The sequence below is a fragment of the Streptomyces sp. NRRL S-455 genome (genome assembly GCF_000717875.1).
In the GTDB taxonomy this organism is placed as follows: domain Bacteria; phylum Actinomycetota; class Actinomycetes; order Streptomycetales; family Streptomycetaceae; genus Streptomyces.
The window spans coordinates 1-26,855 of the sequence record NZ_JOCT01000008.1 but is presented as its reverse complement, the minus strand read 5'-3'; the positions used below and the strand labels follow the sequence as shown (position 1 = coordinate 26,855).

General features: G+C 70.4%; 23 protein-coding genes and 1 pseudogene. 9 read left to right on the top strand and 15 right to left on the bottom strand.

Annotation, left to right across the window (positions count from 1 at the left end; all coding sequences use genetic code 11):
- Positions 1-139: 139 nt before the first annotated feature.
- The 5 genes and pseudogenes from mmsA to iolC all read right to left on the bottom strand — a co-directional run bounded on the left by mmsA (position 140) and on the right by iolC (position 5,607).
- Entirely contained in the window at positions 140-1,642 is a 1,503-nt protein-coding gene (gene mmsA / locus IE97_RS0112500; RefSeq protein ID WP_030236855.1) for a CoA-acylating methylmalonate-semialdehyde dehydrogenase, read from the bottom strand.
- A gap of 14 nt (positions 1,643-1,656) precedes the next feature.
- Positions 1,657-3,540 carry a 3D-(3,5/4)-trihydroxycyclohexane-1,2-dione acylhydrolase (decyclizing) gene (gene iolD / locus IE97_RS0112495; RefSeq protein ID WP_030236853.1) on the bottom strand — a complete coding sequence of 628 codons (1,884 nt, stop codon included), beginning with the start codon at positions 3,538-3,540 and terminating at the stop codon, positions 1,657-1,659.
- Positions 3,541-3,624: 84 nt separating this feature from the next.
- Positions 3,625-3,735: pseudogene (locus tag IE97_RS42880) on the bottom strand (5-deoxy-glucuronate isomerase); the annotation flags it as partial.
- 34 nt (positions 3,736-3,769) lie between these two features.
- Positions 3,770-4,660, bottom strand: coding sequence for a Cgl0159 family (beta/alpha)8-fold protein (locus IE97_RS0112490; protein WP_030236850.1), 891 nt, complete (start codon positions 4,658-4,660; stop codon positions 3,770-3,772).
- The gene (iolC, locus tag IE97_RS0112485) at positions 4,657-5,607 is read right to left on the bottom strand and encodes a 5-dehydro-2-deoxygluconokinase (protein ID WP_030236846.1); all 951 of its coding nucleotides are present in this window, start codon (positions 5,605-5,607) and stop codon (positions 4,657-4,659) included. Before iolC ends, IE97_RS0112490 begins: the two co-directional genes overlap by 4 nt.
- Before the next feature lie 497 nt (positions 5,608-6,104).
- Here iolC and IE97_RS0112480 point away from each other — a divergent pair, with 497 nt between their 5' ends.
- Positions 6,105-6,305, top strand: a complete 201-nt coding sequence (locus tag IE97_RS0112480; protein ID WP_030236841.1) for a helix-turn-helix transcriptional regulator — start codon at positions 6,105-6,107, stop codon at positions 6,303-6,305.
- A gap of 25 nt (positions 6,306-6,330) precedes the next feature.
- Here the strand turns inward: IE97_RS0112480 and IE97_RS0112475 are convergent, their stop codons facing one another.
- A complete protein-coding gene (locus IE97_RS0112475; RefSeq protein ID WP_030236837.1) occupies positions 6,331-7,374 on the bottom strand; it encodes a zinc-dependent alcohol dehydrogenase family protein in 1,044 nt (347 codons plus the stop codon).
- 93 nt (positions 7,375-7,467) lie between these two features.
- Positions 7,468-9,675, bottom strand: a complete 2,208-nt coding sequence (locus IE97_RS0112470; RefSeq protein WP_037844264.1) for an MMPL family transporter — start codon at positions 9,673-9,675, stop codon at positions 7,468-7,470.
- Positions 9,676-9,836: 161 nt separating this feature from the next.
- Between IE97_RS0112470 and IE97_RS0112465 the strand changes: the two genes are divergently transcribed.
- The 3 genes from IE97_RS0112465 to IE97_RS0112455 all read left to right on the top strand — a co-directional run bounded on the left by IE97_RS0112465 (position 9,837) and on the right by IE97_RS0112455 (position 13,215).
- A complete protein-coding gene (locus IE97_RS0112465) occupies positions 9,837-10,499 on the top strand; it encodes a TetR family transcriptional regulator (protein WP_030236831.1) in 663 nt (220 codons plus the stop codon).
- 80 nt (positions 10,500-10,579) lie between these two features.
- Positions 10,580-10,819 (top strand): heavy-metal-associated domain-containing protein, encoded by a 240-nt coding sequence (locus IE97_RS0112460; RefSeq protein WP_030236828.1) that lies wholly within the window; start codon positions 10,580-10,582, stop codon positions 10,817-10,819.
- A gap of 143 nt (positions 10,820-10,962) precedes the next feature.
- Positions 10,963-13,215, top strand: coding sequence for a heavy metal translocating P-type ATPase (locus IE97_RS0112455; RefSeq protein WP_030236826.1), 2,253 nt, complete (start codon positions 10,963-10,965; stop codon positions 13,213-13,215).
- A gap of 677 nt (positions 13,216-13,892) precedes the next feature.
- Here IE97_RS0112455 and IE97_RS0112450 read toward each other — a convergent pair.
- From IE97_RS0112450 to IE97_RS0112435, 4 genes are all read right to left on the bottom strand, one after another.
- The gene (locus IE97_RS0112450; RefSeq protein ID WP_030236823.1) at positions 13,893-15,182 is read right to left on the bottom strand and encodes a citrate synthase; all 1,290 of its coding nucleotides are present in this window, start codon (positions 15,180-15,182) and stop codon (positions 13,893-13,895) included.
- Between the two features lie 178 nt (positions 15,183-15,360).
- Positions 15,361-17,643, bottom strand: coding sequence for an ATP-dependent RecD-like DNA helicase (locus IE97_RS0112445; protein WP_030236818.1), 2,283 nt, complete (start codon positions 17,641-17,643; stop codon positions 15,361-15,363).
- 34 nt (positions 17,644-17,677) lie between these two features.
- A complete protein-coding gene (locus IE97_RS0112440; RefSeq protein WP_030236814.1) occupies positions 17,678-17,878 on the bottom strand; it encodes a DUF397 domain-containing protein in 201 nt (66 codons plus the stop codon).
- Entirely contained in the window at positions 17,865-18,689 is an 825-nt protein-coding gene (locus IE97_RS0112435; RefSeq protein WP_030236809.1) for a helix-turn-helix domain-containing protein, read from the bottom strand. Before IE97_RS0112435 ends, IE97_RS0112440 begins: the two co-directional genes overlap by 14 nt.
- Positions 18,690-18,822: 133 nt before the next feature.
- On the opposite strand from IE97_RS0112435, the gene IE97_RS42050 reads away from it, so the two are divergent.
- The 3 genes from IE97_RS42050 to IE97_RS0112425 are packed head-to-tail and all read left to right on the top strand — an operon-like array spanning position 18,823 to position 19,749.
- A complete protein-coding gene (locus IE97_RS42050) occupies positions 18,823-19,041 on the top strand; it encodes a hypothetical protein (protein WP_158708274.1) in 219 nt (72 codons plus the stop codon).
- Positions 19,038-19,343, top strand: a complete 306-nt coding sequence (locus IE97_RS0112430; RefSeq protein ID WP_030236805.1) for a hypothetical protein — start codon at positions 19,038-19,040, stop codon at positions 19,341-19,343. Before IE97_RS42050 ends, IE97_RS0112430 begins: the two co-directional genes overlap by 4 nt.
- A gap of 37 nt (positions 19,344-19,380) precedes the next feature.
- Positions 19,381-19,749 carry a DUF4345 domain-containing protein gene (locus IE97_RS0112425; protein WP_030236802.1) on the top strand — a complete coding sequence of 123 codons (369 nt, stop codon included), beginning with the start codon at positions 19,381-19,383 and terminating at the stop codon, positions 19,747-19,749.
- 18 nt (positions 19,750-19,767) lie between these two features.
- Here the strand turns inward: IE97_RS0112425 and IE97_RS0112420 are convergent, their stop codons facing one another.
- Positions 19,768-20,640 carry an alpha/beta fold hydrolase gene (locus tag IE97_RS0112420; RefSeq protein ID WP_030236799.1) on the bottom strand — a complete coding sequence of 291 codons (873 nt, stop codon included), beginning with the start codon at positions 20,638-20,640 and terminating at the stop codon, positions 19,768-19,770.
- A 67-nt stretch (positions 20,641-20,707) separates the two neighbouring features.
- On the opposite strand from IE97_RS0112420, the gene IE97_RS0112415 reads away from it, so the two are divergent.
- On the top strand, positions 20,708-21,181 hold the full coding sequence (locus IE97_RS0112415) for a MarR family winged helix-turn-helix transcriptional regulator (RefSeq protein ID WP_030236796.1): 474 nt from the start codon (positions 20,708-20,710) through the stop codon (positions 21,179-21,181).
- Positions 21,182-21,565: 384 nt separating this feature from the next.
- Here the strand turns inward: IE97_RS0112415 and IE97_RS0112410 are convergent, their stop codons facing one another.
- Together IE97_RS0112410 and IE97_RS38410 are read right to left on the bottom strand one after the other, a co-directional pair.
- Complete coding sequence (locus tag IE97_RS0112410; protein ID WP_051704934.1) at positions 21,566-22,900, bottom strand: glycoside hydrolase family 68 protein; 1,335 nt, start codon at positions 22,898-22,900, stop codon at positions 21,566-21,568.
- 180 nt (positions 22,901-23,080) lie between these two features.
- Positions 23,081-24,097, bottom strand: coding sequence for a LacI family DNA-binding transcriptional regulator (locus IE97_RS38410; RefSeq protein WP_234331803.1), 1,017 nt, complete (start codon positions 24,095-24,097; stop codon positions 23,081-23,083).
- 251 nt (positions 24,098-24,348) lie between these two features.
- Here IE97_RS38410 and IE97_RS0112400 point away from each other — a divergent pair, with 251 nt between their 5' ends.
- The gene (locus IE97_RS0112400) at positions 24,349-26,520 is read left to right on the top strand and encodes a TerD family protein (protein WP_030236789.1); all 2,172 of its coding nucleotides are present in this window, start codon (positions 24,349-24,351) and stop codon (positions 26,518-26,520) included.
- Positions 26,521-26,666: 146 nt separating this feature from the next.
- Here the strand turns inward: IE97_RS0112400 and IE97_RS38405 are convergent.
- The coding region (locus tag IE97_RS38405; RefSeq protein WP_037844260.1) for a GH32 C-terminal domain-containing protein at positions 26,667-26,855 on the bottom strand (189 nt) is incomplete at its 5' end.

Below are 26,855 nucleotides of genomic sequence, written 5' to 3'. Positions count from 1 at the left end.
GGTGTACGGCGGCGAGCTCGGGCGGTGGCGTGGTCGGCCGTGTGCGGGCTCGTGGGGGCTTGTCGCGCAGTTCCCCGCGCCCCTAGGGGCGCGGGGCTCAGGGCGCCTGCGAGAAACTGCGGGCGCCCCTCAGGAAACCTCAGTGGTTGCGCGGGAAGCCCAGGTCCACGCCCGCCGGGGCGTCGGCCGGGTCCGGCCAGCGGGTGGTGACGACCTTGCCGCGGGTGTAGAAGTGCGTGCCGTCGTTGCCGTAGATGTGGTGGTCGCCGAAGAGCGAGTCCTTCCAGCCGCCGAAGGAGTGGTAGCCGACGGGGACCGGGATCGGGACGTTCACGCCGACCATGCCGGCCTCGACCTCCAGCTGGAAGCGACGGGCCGCTCCGCCGTCCCGGGTGAAGATCGCGGTGCCGTTGCCGAACGGTGAGGCGTTGATCAGGTCCAGGGCCTCCTCGTAGGTCTCGGTGCGCAGCACGCACAGGACCGGGCCGAAGATCTCGTCCCGGTAGGCCTTGGCGGAGGTGGGCACCTTGTCGAGGAGCGAGATGCCGATCCAGTGGCCGTCCTCGAAGCCGTCGACGGTGTAGCCGGTGCCGTCCAGGACGACCTCGCAGCCCTCGGCCGCCGCGCCCTCGACGTAGGAGGCGACCTTGTCGCGATGGACCTTGGTGATGAGCGGGCCCATCTCGGAGGCCGGGTCGTTGCCGGGGCCGATCTTGATCTTCTCGGCGCGCTCGCGGATCTTCTGCACGAGTTCGTCGCCGATCGCGCCGACCGCGACGACCGCGGAGATGGCCATGCAGCGCTCGCCCGCGGAGCCGTAGGCGGCGGACACGGCGGCGTCGGCGGCCGCGTCGAGGTCGGCGTCGGGGAGGACCAGCATGTGGTTCTTGGCGCCGCCGAGCGCCTGGACGCGCTTGCCGTTGGCGGAGGCGGTGGTGTGGATGTAGCGGGCGATGGGGGTCGAGCCGACGAAGGAGACGGCCTTGACGTCCGGGTGCTCCAGGAGGCGGTCGACGGCCACCTTGTCGCCGTGGACGACGTTGAAGACGCCGTCGGGCAGGCCGGCCTCGGCGAGGAGTTCGGCGATCCTGATGGACGCCGACGGGTCCTTCTCGGACGGCTTCAGCACGAAGGTGTTGCCGCAGGCGATGGCGATGGGGAACATCCACATCGGCACCATCGCCGGGAAGTTGAACGGCGTGATGCCGGCCACGACGCCGAGCGGCTGGCGGATGGACGAGACGTCGACGCGGCTCGCGACCTGCGTGGACAGCTCGCCCTTCAGCTGGACGCTGATGCCGCAGGCCAGGTCGACGATCTCCAGGCCGCGGGCCACCTCGCCGAGGGCGTCGGAGTGGACCTTGCCGTGCTCGGCGGTGATCAGCTCGGCGATCTCGTCGCGGTGCGCGTCGAGCAGGGCACGGAACTTGAAGAGGATCGAGGTGCGCTGGGCCAGGGAGGACTGACCCCAGGTGGCGAAGGCCTCCTTGGCCGCCGCGACGGCGGCGTCCACCTCGTCGACCGAGGCGAACGCGACCTTCGTCGTCACCGCGCCGGTCGCCGGATCGGTCACCGGTCCGTGCGTGCCCGAGGCGCCTTCGACGGTCTTGCCGCCGATCCAGTGGTTGACGATCTTCGTCATGGCCGGGAACTCCTTCACAGATGGCGGCGTCGGGTGGAGACGTGCCGTTCGTACAGCTCACGTGCCTTGACCGCGGACGGCCGTGTCGCGGTCTCGGCCACGGGTACATCCCACCAGGCCTGCGCGGGAGGCACGCCCGACACTGTGTCTGCCGTTTGGGTCTCCACGTAGACACATGTGGGAGTGTCGGCGGCCCGGGCCTCGGCGAGGGCCTCGCGCAGGTCCCGTACGGTCTTCGCGCGCAGCACGCGCATGCCGAGGCTGGCCGCGTTGGCGGCGAGGTCCACGGGCAGCGGCGGGCCGGTGTGGGTGCCGTCCTCGGCCGGGTAGCGGTAGGCGGTGCCGAACCGCTCGCCGCCCACCGACTCGGACAGGCCGCCGATGGACGCGTAGCCGTGGTTCTGGATGATCAGGAGCTTGATCGCGACGCCCTCCTGTACGGCCGTCACGATCTCCGTGGGCATCATCAGGTACGTGCCGTCGCCGACCAGGGCCCACACCGGCCGGTCCGGGGCGGCCATCTTCACGCCGATGGCGGCCGGGATCTCGTAGCCCATGCAGGAGTAGCCGTACTCCAGGTGGTACTGGTCGCGGGACCGGGTCCGCCAGAGTTTGTGCAGGTCGCCGGGGAGGGAGCCGGCCGCGTTGATGAGGATGTCCGACTCGTCGACGAGGGCGTCCAGGACGCCGAGGACCTGCGGCTGGGTGGGGCGGATATCCGGTTCGTCCACCTCGTAGCAGGCGTCGACGCGCTGCTCCCAGCGCTCCTTGTCCTCGGTGTACTCGGTGGCGTAGGACGGCGCGACCCGGTGGCCGTGCATCCGCAGCCTCTCGGTCAGCTCCTCCAGGCCGCTGCGGGCGTCCGCGATGAGCGGCCGGCCGGCGAGCTTGTGGCCGTCGAAGGGGGCGACGTTGAGGTTCAGGAACCGGACGTCCGGGTTGGAGAAGAGCGTGCCCGAGGCGGTGGTGAAGTCGGTGTAGCGGGTGCCGACGCCGATCACCAGGTCGGCTGTGCGGGCCAGTTCGTCCGCCGTGGCCGTGCCGGTGTGGCCGATGCCGCCGACGTCCTGGGGGTGGTCGTGGCGCAGGGAGCCCTTGCCGGCCTGGGTGGAGGCGACCGGGATGCCGGTGGTCCCGGCGAACTCGGCGAGCGCCTCCTCGGCTCGGCTGTGGTGGACGCCGCCGCCCGCGATGACCAGGGGCCGCTTCGCCGCCCGGATCATGTTGACCGCGTCCACGAGTTCCGCCGGGTCGGCGCCGGGGCGCCGTACGGTCCAGGTGCGCTCGGCGAAGAAGTCCTCGGGCCAGTCGTACGCCTCGGCCTGCACGTCCTGCGGCAGGGCCAGGGTGACGGCGCCGGTCTCGACGGGGTCGGTGAGCACGCGCATGGCGTTCAGCGCGGAGGGGATCAGGGCCTCGGGGCGGGTGATCCGGTCGAAGTACTTGGAGACCGGGCGCAGGCAGTCGTTGACCGACACGTCACCGGCATACGGGACTTCGAGCTGCTGCAGGACCGGGTCGGCGGGGCGGGTGGCGAAGATGTCGCCGGGCAGGAGCAGCACCGGCAGGTGGTTGATGGTGGCGAGGGCGGCGCCGGTGACGAGGTTGGTGGCGCCCGGGCCGATGGAGGTCGTCACCGCGTGTGTGGACAGGCGGCCCGACTGGCGGGCGTAGCCGACCGCCGCGTGCACCATGGCCTGCTCGTTGCGGCCCTGGTGGTACGGCATCTCCTCGGTGTACTCCAGGAGCGCCTGGCCGAGGCCGGCGACGTTGCCGTGGCCGAATATGCCCCACGTGGCTCCGATGAGCCGCTGCCGTGCGCCGTCGCGCTCGGTGTACTGGGCCGACAGGAAGCGCACGAGCGCCTGTGCGACCGTCAGCCTCGTCGTCGAGGTCATCGGTTATCCCTCCCTCTGGGTGGTCACGGGTACGGGGCGGCCACGACGAACGTTCATACGGAGAGGCCGCGTGCGCCTCGCGTGGGGGACCTCCGGCGCGGGGCCGTAGCGGGCGGGGAGTTGTCGCTCGCACTTCGCTCCTGCCAAAGCAAAGCGGCCTTCCGCGCCGGAGGCGATCTGGGGACGGAACTCCTGGTCTTCGGTGCGCACACTGGTCATGAGGCGGCCCTCACAGCAGTCCTACGGCGGTGTCCACGGCGGCGGCCACGTCTCCGTCCGCCGGGTACAGCAGCGAACGGCCGACCACCAGCCCGCGCACGGTGGGCAGTTGCAGGGCGCCGCGCCACTTCTCGTACGCCCCGGCCTGTTCCTCGGCGGAGCCTCCGACCTCCCCGCCGAGGAGCACGGCGGGCAGCGTGGAGGTCGCCATGACCTCGGCCATGTCGTCGGGGTTGTCGGTGACCGGGACCTTCAGCCAGGTGTACGCGGAACTGCCGCCGAGGCCGGAGGCGATGGCGATGGACTTGGTGACGGCCTCGGCGGAGAGGTCGTTGCGGAGCCGGCCCTGCTCGTCGCGGCGGCTGATGAACGGCTCGACGAAGACGGGGAGCCGGCGCGCGGCCATGTCGTCGATGGCTCGGGCGGTGGACTCCATCGTGGTGAGGGAGCCCGGGTCGTCGTAGTCGATGCGCAGGAGCAGTTTGCCCGCGTCGAAGCCGAGGCGCTCGATGTCCTCGGGGCGGTGCCCGGTGAAGCGGTCGTCCAGTTCGAAGCTGGCGCCCTGGAGGCCGCCGCGGTTCATCGAGCCCAGGACCACCTTGCCGTCGAGGGCGCCGAGCAGCAGCAGGTCGTCGAGGATGTCGGCGGTGGCGAGGACGCCGTCCACGCCGGGCCGGGACAGGGCCAGGCAGAGGCGTTCGAGGAGGTCGGCGCGGTTGGCCATGGCCATGCTGCGGCCGCCGGCACCGAGGGCGCCGCGGGCCGGGTGGTCGGCGGCGACGATCATCAGACGGCCGCTCGTATTGAGCAGCGGCCGCCTGGTCCGGCGGGCGGCGGCCTCGGCGATCGCCTCCGGGCGGTGGCTGCGCAGGCGGACGAGTTCGCAGACGTCGACGGTCACTTGACGGCCCCCGCGGTGACGGCCGCCTCGATCTCGTCCGGGGTGGGCATCGCGGACGAGCACTCCAGGCGGGAGGCGACGATCGCCCCGGCGGCATTGGCGTGCCGCATGGTCTTCTCCAGGTCCCAGCCGGCCAGCAGCCCGTGGACGAGGGAGCCGCCGAAGGCGTCACCGGCGCCGAGTCCGTTGTGGACGTTCACGGGCAGCGGCGGGACCTCGGCGGCCTCGCCCTCCCGGTTCACGGCCAGGACTCCCTTGGGGCCCTGCTTGACGACGGCGAGTTCGACACCGGCGTCCAGGAGGGCGCGGGCGGCGGCGTGCGGTTCGCGGACACCGGTGGCGACCTCCACCTCGTCGAGGTTGCCGACGGCCACGGTGGTGTGGCGCAGGGCCTCCTCGTAGAAGGGGCGGGCCGCGTCCGGGTCGGTCCAGAACATGGGGCGCCAGTCGAGGTCGAAGACGGTCGTGCCGGACTTGGCGCGGTGCGCGAGGGCCGCGAGGGTCGCCGTACGGCTCGGCTCCTCGCTCAGGCCGGTGCCCGTGACCCAGAAGACGCGGGCGTCGCGGACGGCGTCGAGGTCGAGCTCGTGGGCGTCGATCTCCAGGTCGGGGGCCTTGGGCTGCCGGTAGAAGTACAGCGGGAAGTCGTCCGGCGGGAAGACCTCGCAGAAGGTGACCGGCGTGGGCAGGCCGGGGACCGGGGTGACCCAGCGGTCGTCCACGCCGAAGTCCCGCAGGGCCTCGTGCAGGTACGTGCCGAAGGGGTCGTCGCCGGTCCGTGTGATCACCGCGGTCCGGCGCCCCAGGCGGGCCGCCGCGACCGCGACGTTCGTCGCCGAGCCGCCGAGGAACTTGCCGAAGGATGTGACCTGCGGCAGTGGGACGCCGGTCTGGAGCGGATACAGATCCACCCCGATCCGCCCCATGGTGATCAGGTCGTACGCCATCGGCTTCCCCTCGGTGTCGGCTGTCCCCGGCTTTGTAGCCCCCTTCACGAAGCCCTGTCAATGTTTTGTCCGGACATTCGGACCAGATTATGACAGCGCTTTCGGTGCGACCTGGTCCGTGTCCCCTTCTTCGGGGGTCTTCCCCTTCCCTTGCGGGTCTTCCTCTTCCCTTGCGGGCCTTCCTCTTCCGAGTCTTCGGCGCTACTCCGCGTTCCGCCTCTCCAGCCGGCTGCCGCGCGGCAGTCCGGGCACCGCGTCAAGCCGCCGCGCCGACGCCCCTGCGCACGCCTCTGCGGCGGCTGTGTCACAAACGCCCTCTTCTTGTCACAGGTGTCCTGGGCGAGCAGAGCTTTCGTCACACCTGGCGCACAGGCCCTGCCCTGTATGACCGAGCCTCGTTGACCGGACACAGGCTTGTTGATCGCCAGCGCAGCGCCCGGACCCCCCGGGTGGCCATCCCCGGCCGCCGCCGTGGTGCGCGCGGGGAGGTGCACGTCATGACCGACCGAAGGCTGTGGTCCTACAAGGACATCGCCGCACACATCCGGGTGCAGCCGGACACCGTGCGGTCCTACCGCAAGCACGGGCTGCTGCCCCCGCCCGACCACGTCGAGGGCGGCAAGCCCTACTGGTACGCCGACACGGTCCGGGCGTGGGTGGCCTCCAGGCCCGGCAACCGCAACCGAAGAAGCGACTGACCGCCGTCTCCGTCCTCTTCCGGTGTCAGCTCCAAGGCTCGATGACCGTCACGCCCGCCCCCGGCGCTTCCCCCATCGCCGCCAGTGCGGCCGGGGCCGCGTCGAGCGGGATCGTGGACGTCACCAGCAGGTCGGGGCGCAGTACGCCGCTGCGGGCGAGCTCCAGCATCGGCGGGTAGCTGTGCGCCGCCATGCCGTGACTGCCGAGGAGTTCGAGCTCCAGGGCGATCGCGCGGGCCATCGGTACGGGGGTCGTGCCGGACGGCGAGGGCAGCAGGCCCACCTGGACGTGCCGACCGCGGCGGCGCAGGCCGTTCACGGAGGCGGCGCACGTGGCGGCAGAGCCGAGGGCGTCGAGGGAGAGGTGGGCGCCACCACCGGTGAGGTCACGGACCGCGGCCGCGGTGTCGGGCACGGACGTCGCGTCCAGGCAGTGGGCTGCCCCGAACGTCCGCGCCAGGTCCAGGGCCTGGGCCGAGACGTCGACGGCCACGACCCGCGTGCCCGACGCCGCCGCGATCATCACCGCCGAGAGCCCGACGCCACCGCACCCGTGCACCGCCACCCACTCCCCCGCCGCGACCCGGCCCTGCTGCACCACCGCCCGGTACGCCGTGGCGAACCGGCAGCCGAGCGAGGCCGCCGTCGCGAAGGACAGCTCCCTGGGAAGCGCCACGAGGTTCACGTCGGCGTGGTCCAGTGCCACGTACTGGGCGAAGGACCCGCAGTGGGTGAAGCCGGGCTGGGTCTGGCGCTCGCACACCTGGTGGTCGCCCGCCGCGCAGGACGGGCAGGTGCCGCAGGCGCAGATGAACGGCACGGTGACCCGGTCGCCGGCCCGCCAGCCCGTCACCCGTGAGCCCACCGCCTCAACGACACCGGCGAGTTCATGCCCGGGCACGTGCGGCAGCGTGATGTCAGGGTCGTGACCCTGCCAGCCGTGCCAGTCGCTCCGGCACAGTCCCGTGGCCTCCACCCGCACGACCACGCCGTGCTCGACGGGTTCGGGCACCGGGACCTCCCGGACCTCGGCCGGCTCCCCGTACCGCTCGATCACCACGGCCCGCATGCCGTACCCGCCTTCCGTTCGTGTCCCGGTCGCCGGGCGTCCTGGCGACCCGGCAGGGCGCCTCGGGGAACGCTAGCCCCTGCCGTCGGCGCTTCAGCGTGAGGCTCCCACCTTGTCCCGGGCCGGTTCCGCCTCACCCGCCGTTTCCCGGTCGGCCTCGCTCAGGCCGAACCGCTCGTGGAAGCGGCGCAGGGGGACTGGGGCCCACCAGGTGGCGCGGCCCGTGAGGCGCATGACGGCGGGGACCAGGAGGCTGCGGACGATCATCGCGTCCATCAGGACCGCGAGGGCGATGCCGAGGCCCAGCATCTTGGTGTTGGTGACGCGGGAGGTGCCTATCGCGGCCATGACCACGGCCAGGATGACCGCCGCCGCCGTGATCAGCCCGCCGGTGCGCGCCAGGCCGTGACGGACGGCCTGGTCGTGGTCTCCGGTGTGGTCGTACTCCTCCTTGATGCGGGAGAGGAGGAACACGCCGTAGTCCATGGACAGGCCGAAGGCCACGCAGAACATCAGGACCGGGAGGGTCGTCTCGATGGAGCCGGGGCTGGTGAATCCGAGGAGGCCGGAGAGGTGGCCGTCCTGGAAGACCCAGACGACCGCGCCGAACATGGCCGTCAGACTGAGCGCGTTGAGCACGACCGCCTGGATCGGGATCAGCACGCTGCCCGTGAGGAGGAAGACCAGGAGCAGTGTGACGATCGTGATGAAGACGGCGGCGAGCGGCAGGCGTTCCCCTATGGCGTCCTTGGAGTCGACCAGGACGGCCGCCGTGCCGGTCACCTTGGTGTCGAAGGGAGCTTCGGCCCGGCGCAGTTCGCCGACGAGGCGCTGGGCCGGGTCGTCGACCGCCTCGCCCTCCGGCAGCACCGTGAAGTACGCCGAGTCGCCCTTGACCAGCGGCCCGTCGACCCGCCGCACATCGGGCAGCGCGGCGATGCGCTCCTTGTAGGCGCCGTACTGCGCCTGGGTGGCTCGGCCCTCGGCGAGCACCTCGAGGCCGTCACCGGGGCTGCCCGGGAAGCCCTCCCGGATGTGCTGCTGCACGACATGGGACTCGGCGGTGGAGGGCAGCTGGCGGTCGTCTGCGGTGCCGAACTTCACGCCCAGGAAGGGCAGTCCGAGCAGGACGAGCACGGCTGTGGTGCCGAGGGCGAAGAACGGGGCCCGGCGCATGACGAGCCTCGCCGTGCGCGCCCAGGCCTTGCCCTCCTCCTCGGCGGGTTCGGGCCGCCGCCCGCGCCGGAACAGGCGGCGCAGGTCCAGGGAATTGACCCGGTGTCCCAGCAGCGTCAGTGCCGCCGGGAGCAGGATCAGCGCCGCCGCCGCGGCCAGCAGCACGACGGCGATCCCGGCGTAGGCGAAGGACCGCAGGAAGTACTGCGGGAAGAGCAGCATCGCCGCCAGGGACACCGCGACCGTGAGCGCGGAGAACAGCACGGTGCGGCCGGCTGTGCGCAGGGTCGTGCCGATCGCCGTCAAGGTCTCGGCGCCGGTGGAGAGTTCCTCGCGGAAGCGGCGGACGATGAACAGCGCGTAGTCGATGGCGAGGCCGAGGCCGAGGGCCGTGGTGAGGTTGATGGCGAACACGGACACGTCGGTCAGTTCGGTCAGGCCGCGCAGGATCGCGTTCGTCCCGAGGATCGCGACGATGCCGATGCCGAGCGGCAGCAGGGCCGCGACGGCGCTGCCGAAGACCATGACCAGCAGCACGAGCGTCACGGGCAGGGCGATGAGTTCCGCCCGGGTCAGGTCCTCCTGGATGACCGTCTGCATCTCGTGCCGCACGGCGACCGGGCCGCCGACACCGACCTCGACCGGGCCGTGCGTGCCGCGGTAGTGGGGCGCGATGCGTTGCAGGGTCTCCCCCGCGGTCTTCTCCTCGCCCGTGACGCGGGCTGCTATCAGCGCCTCCCGGCCGTCCTCGGCGCGCAGGGCCGGGGTGCCGGACTGCCAGTAGGAGCCGACGCCGGTGACGCCCCGCTCGCTCGCCAGCCGCTCCGCGAGCCGCCTGGCCTCGGCGGCGACGGCCGGATCGTCGACCGAGGCGTCGCCGGCGTCGACCAGGAGCAGCAGGTTGGGCTGGGAGTCAGGGAACTCGCGCTCCAGGGCCTTCGTCGCGTAGGTGGACTCGGCTGCCGGGTCCTCCCAGCCGCCGGCGCCGAGCCGGTCGGCGACGCCGCCGCCGGCCAGCACCGCGAGGGCGGTGAGCACCAGCGCCACCAGCAGCGACAGCCTGGGCCGGGCGGTGACGAAACGGGTCCAGCCTCCGACGCGCGGAGCTGTGTTGACTTCGGTCATCGTGCGGTGTCCCCTTCACCGTGACCCGTGTCCAGGCGCAGCCTGACAGCACGGGGCTGCCATAAACTGGCAAACACGAGAGATCGCTCGCATTCTTGCGACTCCAGAATGCGAGCGGGCACTCGTGTTTGTCAATCGCGTTCGAGACCTGGGGATGACGGGTGTCCGAGAAGTCCGACAAGTCAACTGAGGCGGCCACCGCGGAGGAGGAGCGACCGCGCCGCCGCCAGGCGCGCGGCGAACGCCGCATCGCCCAGCTGCTCGAAGCGGCCGCCACGGTCTTCTCCACGAGCGGCTACACCGCCGCCAGCACCAACGCCATCGCCCGCGAGGCAGGAGTGTCACCGGGGACGCTGTACCAGTTCTTCCCGAACAAGGAAGCGATCGCGATCGAACTGGGCACGCGGCTGATGCACGAGATGCGGCAGTCGCACGACGAGGTCCTGACCCCGATCGACCCCACGGTGACGCCGCTCGAGGAGGTGATCGCCAGGACCGTGGACCGCTTCATCGAGTTCAGCTGCCACCACCCGGCCTTCTTCGCGTTGATGCACGGCCCCGACATCCCCGGGCGGATCGCCGAGGAACACGACGCGCTGCACGCCAACCTGGCCGCCCGGGTCGAGAGGTCCCTCGCGCCGTTCGCGCCCGACGCCCCCGCGGAGACGATCACCCGCACCGCCCAGATGTGCGTCGGCATCTACAAGGCGGGCCTTGAGCTGATCCTGGCCCATGAGGGTGCCGAGCGGGAGGCGTACGTCGAGGAGCTGAAGGTCGCCCTGTCGCGGTACCTGAGACCACTGGCCGGGGGCGTCGTGGATTAATACCCCCTGGGGGTACAGTAGGAGTGTGTGGACTCCCAGAGGTCCCCACCGCCCCACACGCCTCCACGAGGAGTAACGACATGACCGCCCAGACCGACACCACGGGCCCCGTCACCACCGTCTACAAGGTGACCGGTATGAGCTGCGGACACTGCGAGGGTGCCGTCTCCGGCGAGATCTCCCAGATCTCGGGCGTCAGTTCGGTGACGGCCGTCGCCTCCACCGGCGAGGTCACCGTCGTCTCCGCCGGCCCGCTCGCCGACGAGGCCGTCCGCGCCGCCGTCGACGAGGCCGGATTCGAACTGGCCGGCAAGGCCTGAGCGCAGTCCAGGAACACGACCCGCCAGGCCGGAGACGCCTCGGACCTGGCACTCGTCACCCCGTACGGGCCGTACGCCGCCGCCCCCGGCCCGTACGGCCCGTTCCGCTCATCCGGGCGCCCCGCATCTCCTGGAGTCACGGCATGACCAGCACCACCGCCAAGGTGCCGACCGACCGCGAGCCGGCCCTCGCCGAGGTCGAGCTGCTCATCGGCGGGATGACCTGCGCGTCCTGCGCGGCCCGCGTCGAGAAGAAGCTCAACCGCATGGACGGCGTCACCGCCACGGTGAACTACGCGACGGAGAAGGCACGGATCGCCTACCCCGCGGGCACCGAGGTCGCCGACCTGATCGCGACCGTGGTGAAGACCGGGTACACCGCCGAGGAGCCCGAGCCGCCGCGCGAGGAAGTGCCCACCGCCGAAAACGACAACGAGGACGAGGATCCCGAGCTGTCGGCCCTCCGCCGCCGTCTCGTCGTCTCGGCCGTCCTCGCCCTGCCCGTCGTCCTGCTGGCGATGGTCCCGGCCCTGCAGTTCGACAACTGGCAGTGGCTCTCGCTCACGCTCGCCGCACCCGTCGTCGTCTGGGGCGGGCTGCCGTTCCACCGGGCGGCCTGGACGAACGCGCGGCACGGCGCCGCCACCATGGACACCCTGGTCTGCGTCGGCACGCTGGCGGCGTTCGGCTGGTCCCTGTGGGCGCTGTTCCTCGGCGACGCCGGCATGCCGGGCATGCGGCACCCCTTCGAGTTCACGGTCTCGCGCGGCGACGGCGCCTCGTCGATCTACCTGGAGGTCGCCTCCGGCGTCACCGCCTTCATCCTGCTGGGCCGCTACCTGGAGGCCCGTTCCAAGCGCCGCGCCGGAGCGGCCCTCAGGGCGCTGATGGAGCTGGGCGCCAAGGACGTGGCCGTGCTGCGGGACGGCCGCGAGGTGCGGATCCCGGCGCAGCGGCTGGCGGTCGGCGACCGCTTCGTCGTACGGCCCGGCGAGAAGATCGCCACCGACGGCACGGTCGTCGAGGGGCTCTCCGCGGTGGACGCCTCGATGCTGACCGGTGAGTCGGTGCCGGTGGACGTGACGACGGGGGACGCGGTCACGGGCGCCACGGTCAACGTCGGCGGCCGGATCGTCGTCGAGGCCACCCGGGTCGGTGCCGACACACAGCTCGCGCGGATGGCGAGGCTGGTGGAGGAGGCGCAGAACGGCAAGGCCGAGGTGCAGCGGCTGGCCGACCGGATCTCGGGGGTCTTCGTGCCGGTGGTCCTGCTGATCGCCGCCGCCACGGCCGGGGTGTGGCTCGGGCTGACCGGCGACGGCGTCGCCGCGTTCACCGCCGGTGTCGCGGTGCTGATCATCGCCTGCCCCTGCGCGCTGGGCCTGGCCACCCCGACCGCCCTGATGGTCGGCACGGGCCGCGGCGCCCAGCTCGGCATCCTCATCAAGGGCCCCGAGGTGCTCGAGTCGACGCGCAGGATCGACACGATCGTCCTGGACAAGACGGGCACGGTCACCACGGGCCGGATGGCCCTCCAGGAGGTGTACGTCGCCGAGGGCACCGACGAGAAGCAGGTGCTGCGGCTGGCGGGAGCCGTCGAGCACGCCTCCGAGCACCCCGTGGCCCGTGCGATCGCGCTGGGCGCCGAGGAGAGGGCCGGACGACTCCCGGAGGTCGAGGAGTTCGAGAACGTCCCCGGGCGGGGCGTGCGCGGACGGGTGGAGGGCCGTGCGGTCACCGTCGGGCGGCTCTTCGACGACGTGCCGCCGGAGCTATCCCGGAAGCGGGACGAGGCCGAGCGGGCCGGACGGACGGCCGTCCTGGCCGGCTGGGACGGGACCGCGCGGGCCGTCCTGGCCGTGGCCGACGCGGTCAAGGAGACCAGTGCCGAGGCGGTGCGCGAGCTGCGCGCGCTGGGCCTCACGCCGGTGCTGCTGACCGGGGACAACCGGGCGGTGGCCGAGGCGGTGGCGAAGACCGTGGGGATCGACCAGGTGGTGGCGGAGGTCCTGCCCGAGGACAAGGTCGACGCCGTACGGCGGTTGCAGGCCGAGGGACGGGTCGTCGCCATGGTGGGTGACGGTGTCAACGACGCGGCCGCGCTCGCCACCGCCGACCTGGGCCTGGCCATGGGCACCGGAACGGACGCGGCGATCGAGGCGGGCGATCTGACGCTGGTCCGCGGCGACCTGCGGGTGGCGGCGGACGCGATCCGGCTGTCCCGGCGGACGCTGGCCACGATCAAGGGCAACCTCGGGTGGGCCTTCGGCTACAACGTGGCCGCGCTGCCGCTCGCCGCCGCCGGTCTGCTGAACCCGATGATCGCCGGAGCCGCCATGGCCTTCTCGTCGGTCTTCGTGGTCACGAACAGTCTCCGACTGCGGACATTCCGGTGAAGTCTCCTGAATTCGCCCTAAGTTCATGGCGCACGCCATATGAGCCCCTCTGGAGTCCAGAGCCCGGCTCACATAAGCTCTTCACAAGGCTCGCGCATCATCCTTACGCTTGAGCCCCGGGTGGCATATCCGGGCTCTTGTGTACCTAACGGATATAAGCACGAGACGCAGATCACAGTGATGTGAACGTAACCATCGAAGGGGTTCGAGGGTCTAAGTTGACGATGTCGGGCAGCGTCTTGGGGGGCGCCACCTGGCATCTGGGGATGTCTTGGGGGACTTCTCCAGTTGGGGATACCTCCCTGCTCGAACGGAGTTGAGAGCTTGGGGGAGCGTTGCCGGGGCACGTACACCGGGAAGCTTTGAGCGGCCCTCCCGATCGTGCGCTGTCCCGGCAGACCGCACACACCGAAGTACGGCGAGTTTTGCTCGTTGTGCGCACAGCGATTCAGGCGCTGTCCTCACAGACGCCCGGCCGGATCCCGTGGGGGGAATCCGTACCGGGACTGGGAAGGCGCCCTGGTCGTCGGCCCGTGGGGGGACCGGCGCCGGGGCGCCTTCCGCATGTAACGGCCCAACGCGAGGCCCCTCAGGGCGAGAACGCATGAGCCCCCGTATCCGGTGAGCCGGATACGGGGGCTTGAGCACTACCGCGTCTGAGCGGTCCCGGTCGGGACTCAGCGCTCCTCGACGGGGACGAAGTCGCGCTCGACGACGCCCGTGTAGATCTGGCGCGGGCGGCCGATGCGGGAGCCCGGCTCCTTGATCATCTCGTGCCACTGGGCGATCCAGCCCGGCAGCCGGCCGAGGGCGAACAGGACCGTGAACATCTCGGTCGGGAAGCCCATGGCCCGGTAGATCAGGCCGGTGTAGAAGTCCACGTTCGGGTAGAGGCTGCGCGAGACGAAGTAGTCGTCGGAGAGCGCGTGCTCCTCCAGCTTCAGCGCGATGTCCAGCAGCTCGTCGGACTTGCCGAGGGCGGACAGCACGTCGTGCGCGGCGGCCTTGATGATCTTGGCGCGCGGGTCGAAGTTCTTGTAGACCCGGTGGCCGAAGCCCATCAGGCGGACGCCGTCCTCCTTGTTCTTCACCTTGCGGATGAAGGTGTCGACGTCGCCGCCGGAGTCGCGGATGCCCTCCAGCATCTCCAGCACGGACTGGTTGGCGCCGCCGTGCAGCGGGCCCCACAGCGCGTTGATACCGGCGGAGATGGAGGCGAACATGTTCGCCTGCGAGGAACCGACCAGGCGGACCGTGGAGGTGGAGCAGTTCTGCTCGTGGTCCGCGTGCAGGATCAGCAGCTTGTCGAGCGCCGAGACCACGACCGGGTCGAGCTCGTACTCCTGCGCGGGGACCGAGAAGGTCATGCGGAGGAAGTTCTCGACGTAGCCGAGGTCGTTGCGCGGGTAGACGAACGGGTGGCCGATCGACTTCTTGTACGCGTACGCCGCGATCGTCGGGAGCTTGGCGAGCAGACGGATCGTGGAGAGGTTGCGCTGGCGCTCGTCGAACGGGTTGTGGCTGTCCTGGTAGAAGGTGGACAGCGCCGAGACGACCGAGGACAGCATGGCCATCGGGTGGGCGTCGCGCGGGAAGCCCTTGTAGAAGTTCTTGACGTCCTCGTGCAGCAGGGTGTGCTGCGTGATGTCGTTCTTGAACGTCGAGAGCTCGTCGACGGTCGGCAGCTCGCCGTTGATCAGCAGGTAGGCGACCTCCAGGAAGGTGGAGCGCTCGGCCAGCTGCTCGATCGGGTAGCCGCGGTACCGCAGGATGCCCGCTTCGCCGTCCAGATAAGTGACGCCGGATTTATAGGCGGCGGTGTTGCCGTACCCGCTGTCCAGCGTCACCAGACCGGTCTGGGCGCGGAGCTTGCCGATGTCGAAGCCCTTGTCACCGACGGTGCTGTCGATCACCGGGTAGGTGTACTCGTTGCCGTCGTACCGCAGTACTACAGAGTTGTCGCTCACGTCTTCCCTCACCGACGTTGTGCCTCATCTTCGAGGTGCCCTGACTGTCTCTACCATCCCCCACTCGGCTCAGGAGAGTGCACTCGGGGTCGACCATCGGGCCCATCGGCGGCACTGAGTGCCGTCAACTTGCTCATCCTGCCCCCTGTGTCCTCCTTCTGGAAGAGCCTTGTGACCTTCACGACCAATTTGATCGATCATTTTTTGTTGAACCGAGCCGGAAGTCGAGTGCCGTGCAGCGCCGACCCGCCGAAACCGTGCGCACCGCCTGGCCGATCGCCTTGCGCGAACCGACGAGGACGACCAGCTGCTTGGCCCGGGTGACCGCCGTGTACAGCAGGTTCCGCTGGAGCATCATCCAGGCGCCCGTGGTGACCGGGATGACGACCGCCGGGTACTCGCTGCCCTGGGAGCGGTGGATCGTCACCGCGTACGCGTGAGCAAGCTCGTCGAGCTCGTCGAACTCGTACGGAACCTCCTCGTCCTCGTCCGTCAGCACCGTCAGGCGCTGGTCGACCGAGTCGAGCGCGGTGACCACGCCGACGGTGCCGTTGAAGACACCGTTCTTGCCCTTCTCGTAATTGTTGCGAATCTGGGTGACCTTGTCGCCGACACGGAACACCCGTCCGCCGAATCTCTTCTCGGGCAGATCCGGGCGGCCGGGTGTGACGGCCTGCTGGAGCAGGCCGTTGAGCGTGCCCGCGCCCGCCGGCCCCCGGTGCATGGGGGCGAGGACCTGCACGTCGCGGCGCGGATCGAGTCCGAACTTGGCCGGGATGCGACGGGCCGCCACGTCCACGGTGAGCCGCCCGGCGGCCTCCGTGTCGTCCTCGACGAACAGGAAGAAGTCCTTCATGCCGTCGGTGACCGGGTGCTGACCGGCGTTGATCCGGTGCGCGTTCGTCACCACGCCCGACTGCTGGGCCTGCCGGAAGACCCGGGTGAGGCGGACCGCGGGGATCGGGCTCCCGTCGGCCAGGAGATCTCTGAGGACCTCTCCGGCGCCCACGCTGGGCAGCTGGTCCACGTCCCCGACGAAGAGCAGGTGGGCACCAGGTGGCACCGCCTTGACCAGCTTGTTGGCCAGCAGCAGGTCCAGCATGGACGCCTCGTCGACCACCACCAGGTCGGCGTCCAGCGGGTGGTCACGGTCGTAGGCCGCGTCGCCGCCGGGCTTGAGCTCCAGCAGGCGGTGCACGGTGGAGGCCTCGGCGCCGGTGAGCTCGGACAGCCTCTTGGCGGCCCGGCCGGTCGGGGCCGCGAGCACGACCTTCGCCTTCTTGGCGCGGGCCAGCTCCACGATCGAGCGGACGGTGAAGGACTTGCCGCAGCCGGGCCCGCCGGTCAGGACGGCGACCTTCTCGGTCAGCGCGAGCTTGACCGCGGCCTGCTGCTCGGGGGCGAGATCGGCACCCGTACGTCCTTTCAGCCAGCTCAGGGCCTTGTCCCAGTCGACCGACCGGAAGCCGGGCATCCGGTCCTCCTCCGTACCCAGGAGGCGCAGCAGCTGCGCGGAGAGGGAGAGTTCGGCGCGGTGGAAGGGGACGAGGTAGATCGCGGTGACGGGCTCCCCGCCGTCCGGCCCCGGGACCTTCTCCCGTACGACGCCGGGGTCCCCGCCGTCCTCCGGGGGCTCGGCCAGCTCGGCGAGGCACTCGATGACAAGCCCCGTGTCGACCTGGAGGAGCTTCACCGCGTCCTTGATCAGTTGCTCCTCGGGCAGGAAGCAGTGCCCCTGGTCGGTGGACTGCGACAGCGCGTACTGCAGGCCCGCCTTGACGCGCTCCGGGCTGTCGTGCGGGATGCCCACGGACTGGGCGATCTTGTCGGCCGTGAGGAAGCCGATGCCCCAGACGTCGGCGGCGAGCCGGTAGGGCTGGTTCTTCACGACCGAGATCGACGCGTCGCCGTACTTCTTGTAGATGCGGACCGCGATGGATGTGGACACCTCGACCGTCTGGAGGAAGAGCATGACCTCCTTGATGGCCTTCTGCTCCTCCCACGCGTCGGCGATCTTCTTCGTCCGCTTGGGGCCGAGGCCGGGGACCTCGATGAGCCGCTTGGGCTCCTCCTCGATGATCTGCAGCGTGTCCAGGCCGAAGTGCTGCGTGATGCGGTCCGCGAAGACCGGGCCGATCCCCTTGACCAGGCCGGAGCCGAGGTAGCGGCGGATGCCCTGGACGGTGGCCGGCAGCACGGTCGTGTAGTTCTCCACGTGGAACTGCTTGCCGTACTGCGGGTGCGACCCCCAGCGGCCCTCCATGCGCAGGGACTCCCCCACCTGGGCGCCGAGCAGCGCACCGACGACCGTGAGCAGATCACCGGCGCCTCTGCCGGTGTCGACCCGGGCGACCGTGTAGCCGTTCTCCTCGTTGGCGTACGTGATCCGCTCGAGAACGCCCTCGAGCACGGCGAGCCGCCGCGGCTCCTCGGCGGTGGGATTCCCCGTCTGGTTGGGCATGATCCGACGGTACCGGGCGGGTACGACAGCGGGCTCAGCCCTTGATGTGGCCTTCCTTCACGGCGGACACGAACGCGGTCCAGCCGTGTGTGGAGAAGAGCAGGGCGGGGCCGGTGGCGGTCTTGCTGTCGCGGACGGGGACGGTGGTGGGGCCGGGGGCGACTTCGAGGCACTCAGCTTGACTGCCGCCGCTGTAGCTGGATTTGTACCACCCAGTGGGCTCACTGCTGATCATGTGTGTGATCCTCTGCTGCCGACCTGACGAGGGCCAGTGACTCCTGCTGCGACAACGCGTCGCTCAGGGCCAGAGCGTAGGCCGTCTGGCAGGCCCTCACCAGCGCCGGATCGTCCATCAGACGTCCGGTCTCGAACGCGTCGACGTATGCCACCGGGGCGGAGTCCTCGAAGCTCATCAGGGTGAGCAGGCTCTCCATGAGGGGGTGCGCACCGACGCGGTACGGAAGAACGTGCAGCCGGATCCGGCGTGCCTCGGCCAAGTCCGCGACCTTGTGCAGCTGTTCAGCCATGACCGGCGGGCCGCCCACAGCGCGTCGCAGCACGGCTTCGTCGAGAAGCGTCCAGATGACCGGAGCCGACGGCCCGTCGAGGATTCGGGCACGCCCTGTTCGAATGACAACTTGCCTGTCAAGTTCCTGGTCTGTGGTGTTGGGGCGGTAAGCCGCGAACACGGCCCGGGCGTAATCAGGTGTCTGGAGCAGCCCGGGGACCAGCGCGAGCGCGAACTGCTGGATCAGCGTTGCCTGTTGTTCCAGTTCAGCGGCGGCAGCGAAGCGGGGGTCATACGTGTTCTCCAGATCCTCCAGCCACCGTGCGAAGAACCCGTCCGTCCCCAGCGCCCGGTCGATCCGCTGCGCGTCATCCGGCTTCGGAAGGCGCCTCCCGGCCTCGAAATGGCTGATCAGCGTGGAGGAGCACACGACCTGATCGCCCAGTTCCTCCTGGGTGAGACGCGCCGCGTTCCGCCGGAGCCTCAGCTCCTCCCCGTACTTCTCCCGCAGCGTTCGAGGCGTACGACGTTCGTCCATGCGGCCAACTCCCTTTCTTGACAAACGCGATGTCAAGCTCCACCCCCTGGCAGCGTAGCCACCGCCGACCCCACTCTGTGAGTGATCCACCACAGAACGCAGTCACCCCAGGTGGGAAGGCAGACAGATCGGCATGACAGACCTCATCGCCCGGGCCCTCGAACCGCTCCTCCGCGTCCTGTTCCCTCCACGGGGACGGCGACGGCGATCCCCGGCACCACCCCCGTGCCCGTACTGCCGCGACGGCGTGACCGGCACGGTGGCCCGCCACTACCGCCCGGATGAACGTCCGCTGCGCGGCGAGGACAACCGGCTGGTCCGCCCGTACCTGTCGGCGAGGGTGAGCGCATGACCGACGGACGGGCCGGGCGTCTCCTGCCGTGGACCAGCCTGGACGGCAAGCCCTGTTACCTCGTCGGCGACGGGACGGGGTACGTCTCGCGGCTCGCCGACGAGATCGAGGACGTCCACCTCGGCATGGCGGACGACCTGCTCGCCCACGCCGCCGAACTCCTCGCGGAGCGCCGGGTGACAAGCGCGGAAGTGCGTTACCTGGCCCTGCGGCTCACCGAGTGCCTGAGGGACGTCAAACGGGTCGCGGAGAGCAGAGGGGCGCGCCTCTCTCCCTGCGAAGGACCATTACCAGGGAGGTAATTGAGGGCTTGCGCGCACCGGCGGCAGGCTCGCGGGCATGTCCTCCATCTGTGTCGGCGCTGTCGCGCTGTTCTTCCTGGGCATGGGCCTCTTCGGGCTTGTCGCCCCGAGGGCGCTCATACGGCCCTTCGGGATAGAGCTGTCCGTCCCCGAGGCGCGTGCCGAAGTCCGGGCCGTCTACGGCGGTTTTGGTGTCGCTGTCGGTGCCCTCCTCGCGTGGACGGCCGTCGACGGCTCCGGCGATCTGCGGTCCGGGGTGCTGCTCACGGTCGCGGTGTCGCTGGCGGGGATGGCGTTCGGGCGGTTGGTGGCGCGTGGGGTGGAGCGGCCGTCGGCGTTCTATCCGTCGTGGTTCTACTTCTGGGTCGAGGTTGCGGGGGCCGTGGTGCTGGTCAGTTGTGCGTAGTCCGCGTCGGGGCGGGGCTCAGCCGACGGGGCTGCTCAGGAAGTCGGTGATGCCGCGGCTCGCTTCGGGCGGGGCGGCGTGCGGTAGGGCGTGGTGCGACACGTGCGGCAGCGTCGTGGTCGTGACCTGCGGCAGGAGTGCCGCGGCGCCGGCGGCCACCTTGGCGGGATCGTGGGTCCTACTGTCTCCGGCGAGGAGCACCAGGACGGGCGGCTGCAGGCGGCGCAGAGCGATCGGCTGCGGGCGCGGTCCGGTCACCGGGCGCGGGGCCGGGAAACCGGCGGCCGTCTCCTGGAGGGCGAGCCAGTCGGGGTCGAGGGAGGCGCCCCCGGTCTCCCACTCCAGGAAGGTCCGGACCCGGCGGGGCGTGGGCCGCAGCAGCATCGGCAGCGCGTGCAGCACGTAGGCCGGTTTGAACCCGGCGAAGCACTGGGTCGGGTCCAGGAGGACCAGGCGGCGTACCCGGTGGGGTGCGCGCAGGGCGTAGTGCAGCGCGATCCAGGCCCCGTACGAGTGCCCGCCCAGGTCGGCCTCCGCGAGGCCCAGGCCCTTGAGGAGGGCGTCCAGCCAGGTCACCAGGTCGGCGATCGTCCGGGGGCGGCGACCGGCGGCGGGTGTGCTGCGCCCCGGGGCGCCGATCAGGTCGACGGCGTAGAGCCGGTGGACGTGGGAGAGTTCGGCGGCCTGCCGGTACCAGGACGCGGAGGTCGCGCTTCCGCCGCCCGGCAGCAGGAGGAGCGGTGGGCCGTCGGCCGGGCCGCACATGTTCACGTGCGTCGCGCCGAACGGCGTGGGCACGGTCGCGGCCTCACGCGAGGCCGGCCACTTGGCCATGACCTTGTCGTAGGCGGCGAGGAAGCCGTCCATGTCGTACGTACCGCGAGCGTTCATGCTCCAGACCCCTTATTATCTCGGCGAACGAGATACTTGTTCAGCGAGATGATAGGGGAGGCGGTCCATGCCCGACCAGGAGCACGAGGGGGCCGGGCAGGGACCCGAGATGGAGATCGTCCATCTGCTGCGCGCGGTGGTCGTCGACCTGGGACGGCACAGCGCCCGGTTCGCCCAGCGCAACGGCATGCACCCCACCGACGTGCGTGCGCTGATCGCCCTGATGGACGCTTCACGCGCGGGCGAGGAGACCACGGCGGGGCAACTCGGTGCCGGGCTCGGACTGAACTCGGCGGGCACCACGGCGCTGGTCGACCGGCTGGAGCGGGCCGGGCACGTGCGGCGGGTGCGTGGCGAGCGGGACCGCCGCAAGGTCACGATCGAGGTGGAGGAGCGCGCGGTCGCGCTCGGCTGGTCCCACTTCGGACCGCTGATCGACCGGGCGGTGGGCTTGTTGCAGGGGTACGACGAGCGGGAGCTGGCCGCGATCAGGGGCTTCCTGACCGGGGTGCGGGAGGTGGCGGCCCGGGAGGGCGACTAGCGCGGCGGGGAGAGGCTTGAAACGGTGAGTGGAGCGATCAGGCGCTCCTCGCCCGCAACAGCCCGGGCAAGCAGAGTCCGCAGTGGCCCGAACGCTCCACATACAGCCGGAGTGGGGCTTCGCCCGATTGACCGGCCTACCGATCTTCGCCGACGGCGAGGGCCCCGACGGGCAAACCCGCCATCCTCCCGTCCAGGAGCCGGGCCCCGCCCGCGGCTCACCGGCCCAGGGCCGGCCGTTTCTTCTGGATCGTCTCGCTGACCGGATGAGGATGGCGACGAGGCGAAGCCGGCGAGGCGTTGCGTTGCGTTGCGTTGCCGGCAGTGCCACGACGGACGGGGGCGGCCGACTGAATCAGCCGCCCCCTGCCCTCCTCAGGCTGGTTTACGGGATGAAGCCGTAGCCCAACTGGCCGGTCAGCCTCGTCCTGTCGTCCTTCAGAGACACCACGAGCGTGCGAGCGAGGGTGCCGCCGAAGCGGGTCCCGCCGTCGGCGGTCGGGACCGTGTCGATGAAGCTTTCCACGAGTCCGTTGGGCATCACGTAGTGCGAGTACTGCTGCGTCGGGGCGTCCTCGGGGTTGCCCAGGACCAGCGCGCTGCCGTTGAGCGGACGGTAGTCGCTGCGCAGCGCCGGGCCGACGAATCCGTAGAGGCCGTCCCAGCCGCTCAGCCCCGGCGCGAACGTGAACTTGTGGCTGATCGTGAACAGGTAGTACTTGCCGCCGCGGATGACCAGGTGCGGCCGTTCGGTCTGCTGGTTCACGCAGTTGGCCGAGAGCAACGGGGGCTGGAGCTTCCAGTTCTCCATGCTTTCGCCGTCGGCCGTGGCCAGCCCGATGTTGCCCGTGTAGTACTTCGCGTCCTCCGGCACCTCGTGGCCGGCCGGGACGTCACCTATGTCACGCTCGGTGCACCGGTACGCGCCTGCGGTACCGCCCGTGTTGCCCTCGAACAGCAGGTGGATCTTGCGGTCCCGCGGATCGCGGAAGACGAACGGATCGCGGAAGGCGTAGATGATCGGGCCTTGCTGCGACTGTTCGAGGGTCTGGTACATCTTGCCGTCGGCCTCGGCGATGATGCGGTGGTCCTCGAATCCGGTGAACCACACCCGGTTCTTGTCCGCGTGGATCTTGCCGGTCGCCTGCGCCAGGCGCTGCAGCGCGTCATTGGGGTCGACCCCGCCGTTGTCGCGCCCGGAGGCGGTGTAGAAGGAGTGCACCTTGTCGCCGATGAGCGCCGCCGAGCCGGCCCACTCACGTGAGCCGAACGAGGTGCCGGGCTGGAACAGGTCGCCGCCGTACTTCCAGCTCTTGGCGTCACGCGAGTAGAAGTAGCCGATCTTCGCGTACCAGTGCCGGTCGCCGAACGGCACCGAGCGGGGAGCCGTCAGCGAGAAGATGACGTGCCAGCCCTTGTAGGTGGCGGTCTGGGTGTTGAGCTTGGTGAGCGGCCAGGTGTCCCACACCCACACCTTGTCGGTCATCACCGGGAAGTCGGGCGACACGCGAGGGGCGGTGTTGGTCCTGTCCTGCCGGAGTTTCAGGGCGTCCGCGCGGGACCAGACGGCTGTGTAGTCGTCGTCAGCGGTGTACTGCCGTGTCCCCGTCCGGGACGGGTCGTGGGGGGAGGCGGAAGCGGGAGTGATGATGCCGCTCAGCGTCGCGAGGGCCGCCAAACCCGTCGCCAGCCGGAGCACCACTCGTCTTGCTCTGTACATACGTCACCCTTGGGGGGAGAGGGAACGAATGGAAGATGTGGAGCCGGTTCCATCGCTGACAGTACCTCAATTTTGGTGAAAAGCAGTCAACTTGTGAGGAAAGATTTACGTATGAGCCGCGGTTGGAGTTGCACCATGGAAGATCATGGAAACTCATCCAACGTCGGGGTCCAGCGCGGATCAGGCTCCCGCGACGGCCGTCGTCGTACGCCGAGGCACGAGCTCCAGTTCCAGCATCTTCTCGACGGGGTCGCCAAGGGGGCCGCCGATGCGTTCCAGCAGCAGGCGCGCGGCGATGTCGCCGCTGGTGCGCAGGGGCTGGCGTACCGTGGTCAGCCCCACGTAGGCCGCCACCTCCAGGTCGTCGAAGCCGACCACGGACAGTTCCTGAGGGATCCTCATGCCCGCCGAGCTCGCCGCTTCGATCACCCCCAGCGCCTGGGTGTCGGAACTGGTGACGATCGCACTCGGGGGCTCCGGAAGGGCCAGCAACTCGTCGGTGAGGCGGTGCGCCACCGCGCGGCCGTGGGGTCCGGTCCGGACGTACGGCTCCTTGAGCGCGAGGCCGTACGCCTGCAGCGCCAGCTCGCAGCCCTCGCGCCGACGGGCGCTGGCGCTGAAACGGAAACGGTCGTCGGCGACCTCACCCATGAACGCGATCCGGCGATGGCCGAGTTGCAGCAGATGACGCGTCGCCAGCATGCCGCCGCGCACGTCGTCGATCACCACACGCGGCAGGTCCGGGTGCTCACAGTCCAGCAGCACCGTGGGCAGACCGGACCGTACCAGCTGGTTCGCGTCGTCATCGGTGGGAGCGAGTGAGATCGCCAGCAGCCCGTCGAAGCGGTCCCCGGCCGCCACCGCCCGGTACTGATGATCACGCTGGTCCGGTGTGGCCACGTCGAGCAGAGTGAGGTCGTGGTCGCTGCCGTGCAATACGTGTGCGATGCCGCGCAGCCGCTCCACGACCGACGGCTCGGTGGCGAAGGGCGCGATGACGGCGATGCTCTGCGTGCGTCCCGTGGACAGGGCGCGAGCGCGCCGGTTGGGCCGGTAGTCCAGATCCCGGATCACCCGCAGTACCCGCTCGCGGGTGTCCGCGCTGACATTCCGGCTGTCGTTCAGGACGCGCGAAACCGTGCCGACCCCCACCCCGGCCCGGGCCGCGACATCGCCGATGGTCGCCCGTTCTCCCACGGCCGGTACAGTACCCGAACTCGCAGCTCGACCTGCTCGGATCAGGTGCGGGAAGCCGACGCCACCCGTGCGGCCGTTGCAGGTCAGAACGTTGTCCGGCGGTGGCCCGGCTCGGGCGGCGGCGCGATGCCGAGCACGGCCACGCGTCCCTGACGGGCGTCGGCCGGTGCCCGCTCACCGGAAGCCCGGGGCACGACGTCGTGCGGAAAACTCCTGTGCGTCGCCTCGCGCACCTCTGCGATCATCCCCGAATGGCGCACACTTTCGAATCGCTGGTCATCCGGCACACCCGTCGCCTGCCCTCCCCCAAGGGATCCGCGGGAGAAGGAGCCACCGCCGCCCGGCAGTTCGACGCGGCGCTGGCCACGGTGGGCTTCAAGCTCTCCGCCGAGCTGCTGGAGCGGCTGTCAGGGCTGTCCGAGGCCGCAGTCGTGCACACCGCCCGGCGAACGCTGGCCACCGTGAGCGAGATGGTGGGCGACCACGTCAAGCACAACTCCTACTTCATCGACTTCCCGGCGAACGTGCCGGACACCGAAGAGTTCTGGATGCGGTGCGTGACGAAGGCGCTCGCTGACGACACGTCGCGCGAGAACGTGCCGGCGCAGCTGACGCACGGGGTCCTGAACCTGCTCAGCCTCCCCACGTACGGCCGCTACCAGCACACCTATGAGGAGATGCTCGCGGCACAGGACGAGCTGATCGCCTCGGCGGGCGACCGGGTGACCGTCCTGCACCTCGGTCGGGACCTGGACGCCGAACTCACGGACCTCTACCTGGCCTTGGCGGGCAGCACGACACCCCTGAGCGAGGACCACCTGCGCGACCTCGGGACCCTCGCCGGGCGATGCGCCGCCGGCCCCCAGCCGGAGTCGATCCCCGTCCGGGAGAACCGGGCGGTCGTCAACGAGGCCCGCCTCGGCGTCGGCGCCGACCTCCTGCTGGACACCGTCACCGACGTGCTGCGTCTGGCCTGCGCCCTGTCGGGCGGCGACGTGACGCTCCAGGAGCCGACCCGGTTCCGGACGCTGCCCCGGCCGGTCCGCCGGGGGCTGCTCGCGGGCCTCGACGCGGTCGTCGCGGCGAACCCGGCGAAACTCGCCGATGTGCACGCGCACCGGGAGCCCTTCAAGCGCCTCGGCGAACGTCTCCATCCGCATGAGTACCCCCGCTGGCCGCACGCCGCCGACGTGTTCGCCGTGGCGCGGGGGGAGAAGGAGGCGCGCTCCTTCGACAGCCGCGTCGAGCAGCTGCTCGACGCGTACGACGTCACCGGTGCGGTGAAGCTGCTGAAGTCCGCTCCCGGCAAGCTGTTCCGCGCCCTGGACCTCCTGCTGCGCGTCGCCGCCGGCCAGGAGGAGCGGGACGCGGTCGTGGCCGCGGCGGTCGATGTCGCTCCCGCGGTCTCCGGCCGGGTCGTCCTCTCGGTCCGTGAGCACTTCCACAACCGGGACCGGGAGACCGACGAACCCCGCATCTTCGTCAACCGCCGGGGCCGCGCCTGGGTGACCCCCGACGACCGGCCCCCGGTACCGGCCGCCGACCGCGATCGTCTGATCGCCGCCCTCGACGCGGAGATCCGCCGCCGGCTTCCGGAGCCGGGCCGGCTGCTGCTCGACCCCGAGATCCTCGACGTCGCGCTCCCGCTCAGCGGCCGGGCGACCGCGGCCGGGTTCGGCGTTCTGCCACGGGGTTCGGTCTCGCGGGTCGACGGCGAGCTGCTGCGTTTCTTCGTGTACTGGAAGCAGACCGAGGTACGCACCGACTACGACCTGTCGGCCCTGCTTCTGCACAGCGACTACAGCACCGACTCGTGGCTCTCCTACACGGCCCTCACAGCCGTCGGGGGCAAGCACTCGGGCGATGTCACCGAGGCACCCGACGGAGCCTCGGAGTTCATCGACCTGTCCCTGGACCGGGTGCGCAGCACGTACATCGCCCCGCAGGTCAACATCTACGCGGGCGAGGGCTTCGAGGAGGTCGAGGAGTCGTTCTTCGGGTTCATGCTGCGCGACGGTGAGCAGAAGGGCCGTCCGTTCGAGCCGCGCACGGTGCGGATGAAGTCGGAGCTGCGCGGGGTCGGCCGGGTGGCACTGCCTCTGGTCTTCCAGCGCGGGGACGACGGCAGGTGGCGCGCGAAGTGGCTGCACCTGCATCTGAAGGGCATCTCGGAGGCGAACCGGGTCGAGGAGAACCAGGTGTCGGTGTCCAAGGTGGTGCGTGCCCTCGTGGAGCGGGAGCAGCTGACGGTGAGGTACCTGATCGACCTGATGTCCCGCGACATGACGGCCGTGGACCTGTGGGACGGCGAGACGGTTCCGGAGGAGCCCGTGACGTACATCGGTCTCGAACGTCCCGAGGGGCTGCACCCGCACTCCCGGATCATCACCCTCGAAAATCTGCGCGACCTGATCCCGGCCTGAGTGCTAGCGTTGCCGACGGCGAGGCCATGAAGGGGCTTCCTTCTCATTCACTCCAAATGACTCAAGTCCTTTCGCTCTCCTCGCCCTCTGCTTCGACCGGGAGGCGCCCGCGCGGCGCCTCCCGGTTTTCGTGCACGAACACCTCGTCACCTCCAGATGGACTTCAGCTGCCACGCGTGGAGGTCGTCGAGGGTGGCGGTGCCTCCTTCGGCGAAGACCTGGACGCCGGTGCTGGCGGGGTCGGGGAAGATCTGGTCGGTGATCACGGCTTCGCCGTTGCCGCCGAAGACCTCGACGGACGACCAGTCGACGAGGACGCGCAGCTTGAGCTTGCC